Annotated in this window: 4 protein-coding genes; all 4 read right to left on the reverse strand. The window is 62.8% G+C overall.

What is annotated here, in order from left to right; all coding sequences use genetic code 11:
- Positions 1-44 precede the first annotated feature (44 nt).
- The 4 genes from B3397_RS13950 to B3397_RS13965 all read right to left on the reverse strand — a co-directional run bounded on the left by B3397_RS13950 (position 45) and on the right by B3397_RS13965 (position 4,582).
- Positions 45-794, reverse strand: coding sequence for a FadR/GntR family transcriptional regulator (locus B3397_RS13950; RefSeq protein WP_296251040.1), 750 nt, complete (start codon positions 792-794; stop codon positions 45-47).
- A 175-nt stretch (positions 795-969) separates the two neighbouring features.
- Positions 970-2,688, reverse strand: coding sequence for an ABC transporter ATP-binding protein/permease (locus tag B3397_RS13955; protein ID WP_296251043.1), 1,719 nt, complete (start codon positions 2,686-2,688; stop codon positions 970-972).
- A gap of 77 nt (positions 2,689-2,765) precedes the next feature.
- Positions 2,766-3,326: a response regulator transcription factor gene (locus B3397_RS13960; RefSeq protein ID WP_296251044.1), complete on the reverse strand. Its 561-nt coding sequence runs from the start codon at positions 3,324-3,326 to the stop codon at positions 2,766-2,768.
- Entirely contained in the window at positions 3,323-4,582 is a 1,260-nt protein-coding gene (locus B3397_RS13965) for an ATP-binding protein (protein ID WP_296251046.1), read from the reverse strand. The genes B3397_RS13960 and B3397_RS13965 overlap by 4 nt, the downstream gene beginning before the upstream one ends.
- Positions 4,583-4,727: the final 145 nt, after the last annotated feature.

The following is a 4,727-nucleotide window of genomic DNA, read 5'->3' on the forward strand; positions in this document are numbered from 1 at the left end:
TCTCCCTGGGGGAGAGGGGGCTAGAAGCATACCTCCAGCCTTCATCAACCCTCGACAGCTGCCGCCTCTTCATGCGCCTGCCGCAAGCGCTCCCGACTGTTGGTCAGGTGCAATCTCATTGCCGCCCGCGCTGCATCGGAATCCTGGCGAGCGATAGCGTCGTAGATTTCTTCATGCTCGCGACTCAGGCGCGTCATGTAGTGTTGTTGATCATCATGAGCCAGGCGCGCCGAGTTCAGCCGGGTGCGCGGGATGATGCTGGTGCCCAGGTGGGTCATGATGTCGGTGAAATAGCGGTTGCCCGTGGACAGCGCAATCTGCAGGTGAAACTGAAAGTCCGAGGCCACCGCATCGCTGGCATGGGCCGCGCTTTCATTCAATGCATCCAGCGCGGCGCGCATGGCGGCCAATTGCTCGGGCGAGCGGCGGCTGGCGGCCAGGCCTGCCGACTCGACCTCCAGGCTGATGCGCAACTCCAGTACGGCCAGCACATCGCGCAAAGTGACGATGGTGGCGGGGTCGATGCGAAACCCGCTAGGGCTGGGCGTGTCCAGCACGAAGGTGCCGATGCCGTGGCGGGTTTCGACCTGGCCGGCGGCCTGCAGGCGGGAGATTGCCTCGCGCACCACGGTGCGGCTGACCCCCTGCTGTTCCATGATGGCCGATTCGGTGGGCAGTTTATCGCCACGCTTGAGTTCGCCGTCGAGAATCCGCTGGGTCAGTACGGCAACCAGCTCTTGGGCCAGACTGCGGGGTTTACGGCGGGCGCGTGGTTGGGCGCTCTGATTATCCATAGTGAACATCTGTCTCGAAACGGGCGATTATGGGGCAATGATAGCCTAAAGCGGGTTGTACGATCATGCCATGAGCAGCCTCTTCGCGGCTGCCCGCCTCGCCTTCGGCAAATCGCGTATCCGCTGCAGGCGCGGCCTACAGCCGCAAAAAAGCCGCAAGGGCCGACCCAGAGCCTCAGCCCTGCGCCACCAACTGCCCCTGCTCGATGCGCACATGGCGCGGATGAAAACGTTTCAGGCTCGAACGATGGCCAACGCTGATGATGCTCAGCCCCGGCAGTTCATCGATCAGCGCCTGATACAGGCTGGCTTCGTCCTCTTCATCCATGGCCGAGGTGGCCTCATCCATGTACAGCCATTTCGGCGCATACAACAGCGCCCGGGCAAAAGCCAGACGCTGCTGTTCGCCCGGCGACAGCATGCGCTGCCAGTGATTGCTTTCGTCCAGGCGGCTTACCAGGTGCGGCAAGCGGCAGGTCTCCAGCACTTGGGCATAACGTTCGGCGGGATAGTCCGACACCGGTTGTGGATAACTCAAGGCTTCGCGCAGGCTGCCGATCGGCAGGTACGGCCGTTGCGGTAGAAACAGCGCTCGCTCGTTGGGCAAGGTGATACGCCCTGCCCCACTGGGCCAGAGGTTGCCCATGGCCCGCAGCAGGGTGCTCTTGCCGCTGCCGGAGCGGCCACTGAGCATCACTCGCTCGCCCGCCGCCACGGCCAGGCTGGCACCACCGAGCAAGGTACGGCCGCCGCTGACGGACAGGTCCAGGTCATCCACCTGAACCTGGCTGCCTTGGTGAGCGACCTTGATGTCCCGTGGCCGCGCTTCGTTGTCGCTCATCGCCTGGCGGAAACTGAGCAGACGATCACTGGTGGCCTTCCAGCCTGCCAGGGTGACATAGGCGTCGATGAACCAGCTGAAGTTTTCCTGCACATTGCCGAACGCCGAATTGATCTGCATCAGCTCGCCGAGCTGGATCTTGCCGGCGAAGTAGCGCGGTGCGGCAACCACGAAAGGGAAGATGATCGCGATCTGGCCATAGCCGGTGGTGAAGAATTTGAGCCGCTTCTGCACCTGCATGATGGTCCAGAAGTTATGCCAGACCTTGCCGAAGCGATCGTTCAATCGACGGTTCTCGTTCGGCTCGCCGTCGTACAGGGCGATGCTCTCGGCGTTCTCGCGGATCCGAATCATGGCAAACCGCAGGTCGGCCTCGTAGCGCTGCTGGTTGTTGCTCAGACCGATAAGCCGTCGGCCGATCAGGTGTGCGAGCCAGCTGCCGACGCCGGCATACACCAGTGCACACCAGAACATATAGCCCGGTACGGTAATACCGAATACTTCGATACTGCCCGACACGCCCCACAGGATGATCGAGAACGACACCAGGCTGACCACAGTGCTGATCAAACCCAACACCAGGGACAGGGTGTCGCTGGTGAAGCTGTTCAGGTCTTCGCTCAAACGCTGGTCAGGGTTGTCGGTGTAGCCGCCCTGCTCCAGGTTGTAGTAGTTCTTGTGGTCCAGCCAACGGGCGAAGTGTTTCTCGGTCAGCCAGCGCCGCCAGCGGATGGTCAGCATCTGCGTCAGGTACAGCCGGTACACCGCCGCCAGGATCGCCACGGCGGCGATACCGCAGAAAAACAGCATGAGGTGGGTGAACGCGGCGACGTCCTTGTTTTCCAGCGAGTTGTAGAAGTCCCGGTACCAGCGGTTGACGATCACCGAGATGGCGACGTTGAACAGCGACAACCCGATCACCGCGATCAGCAGCAGCCAGGCCTTGCCTTTTTCTTCGCTGCGCCAGTAGGGAATGACCAAGTGCCAGATGCGGTGCCAGAATCGATCGCCAACGGCATCGTTGACCGCGGAATATTCAGCGTTCTGAGTCATGTTCAAGCTCTAGGAATATCCTCGGCTCGCGCAGCGATCCTGCTGGCGAGCCAGGGCAATACAGAGTTGCCCGGCGCTCAGCGCCGGACCGGACGCTTCTGCAGCTTGCGCTGCAGGGTACGGCGATGCATGCCCAGGGCGCGGGCAGTGGCGGAGATGTTGCCTTCGTGTTCGGTCAGCACCCGCTGGATGTGCTCCCATTGCAGGCGGTCCACCGACATCGGGTTTTCCGGCACCAGCGTGTCCAGGTCGGCATGCTCGGAGAGCAGCGCAGCCAGCACGTCATCGGCGTCGGCCGGTTTGCACAGGTAGTTGCAGGCGCCGCGCTTGATCGCTTCCACTGCCGTAGCGATGCTGGAATAGCCGGTCAGGATCACCACGCGCATTTCCGGGTCCAGCTCCAGCAGCTTGGGCAGCAGCACCAGGCCGGAGTCGCCTTCCATCTTCAGGTCCAATGCGGCGAAGTCGGGAATGTCTTCCTGAGCCAGCTTCAGGCCTTCGTCGGCGCTGGCCGCCGTGCTGACACGGAAGCCACGGCGGGACATCGCCCGGGCCATGACACGGGTAAAGGTGGCATCGTCGTCCACCAGCAGCAGGTGCGGCAGCTCTTCGCTTTCGACCTGGATTTCGTCAGTCATTGATCGTCTCCTCGGGCGTCACGGGGCAAACGCAGCTCGGTGAGCGTGCCGCCCTCTTCATGACTATAGAGTTTTACCGAGCCGCCTGCGCGAGTCACGCTGGCCTTGCTCAAAAACAGGCCCAGGCCGAAGCCCTTGCCCTTGGTGGTAAAGAAAGGTTTACCGATTTGTTCGGCGATGGCTAGGGGGACACCCGCACCATGGTCGCGAATACTGATGAAGATATTTTCACTGTCCCAGTCCAGCTTCACCTCGAGGTTGTCGGGGCAGGCATCGGCGGCGTTGTTCAACAGGTTGAGCAAGGCCTGGGTCAGGTCGGGCGGCGGCGCCAGGCGCGGGATGTCGCCCTGGCCCAGGCGCTGGAAGCGGTAGCTCGATTCCGGGCGCATGAGGTGCCAGCGGTTGAGCGCCTCATCGAGCCAGAAGGTCACTTCCTGATCGACCACCGCCATGCGCCGATTGGCCTCGGCGGCACGCACCAGTTGCTGCAGGGTTTCCTTGCACAGCTTGACCTGGTCCTGAAGCACTTGCAGGTCTTCCTGCAATTCCGGCTGGGGATGATCCTGACGCATTTCCTTGAGCAGCACGCTCATGGTCGCCAACGGCGTACCCAGCTCGTGCGCCGCGCCCGCCGCTTCGGTCGCGACCGCCAGCAGTTGCTGGTCGCGCAGGCCCTCCTCCCGACGCTGGGCGCGCAGCTGCTCCTGACGGCGCAGCTCTTCGGCCATCTTTGCGGCGAAGAAGGTGATCACGGCGGCGGCCAGGGCGAAACTCAACCACATGCCGTAGATCTGCAGGTTCTCCCGGGCGATGGGCAAGGTCTCCAGCGGGTAGAAGTGCACCAGCATGTAGGAGTAGCAGGCCAGGGCAATACCGGAGAGGATCACCGAATAGACCCACGGCAGCGTGACCGCGGCGATGGTCAGAGGGACCAGGAAATACGAGACGAACGGATTGGTGGCGCCGCCCGAGTAGTACAGCAATGCACTGTGGATCAGCAGATCGCAGGTCAGCTGCACCGCGTATTCGAACTCGGTCACCGGCAGCGAGCTGCGCAGGCGTATGGCGGTCAACGCACACAGCACGGCAGACACCGCCAGGGTAGTGCTCAGGTGTGACCAGGGCAGCGGCAGCAGGTGAGTCAGATAGGCGAAACCGACCGAACCGGCCTGTGCGCCCAGCACCAGGGTGCGGATGAATGTCAGGCGCCAAAGGTTCTGGCGTGTTGCGGAAAGTGGCATAGGGTGGGCGAGCATGTGCTCTCCAGTGAGCGCTGCAGGCGGATCGGTGCGAGTATAACCAACTCGGGCGCCGGGCAGCGGAAAGTGCGGCAAATGACCGCGCCGATTGGCGGCCCCGGGAGTTGGGGTGTCCGTGCGAGCCCCTTCGCGGCTGTACGCC

The organism is Pseudomonas sp. UBA4194, from assembly GCF_002379585.1.
In the GTDB taxonomy this organism is placed as follows: domain Bacteria; phylum Pseudomonadota; class Gammaproteobacteria; order Pseudomonadales; family Pseudomonadaceae; genus Aquipseudomonas.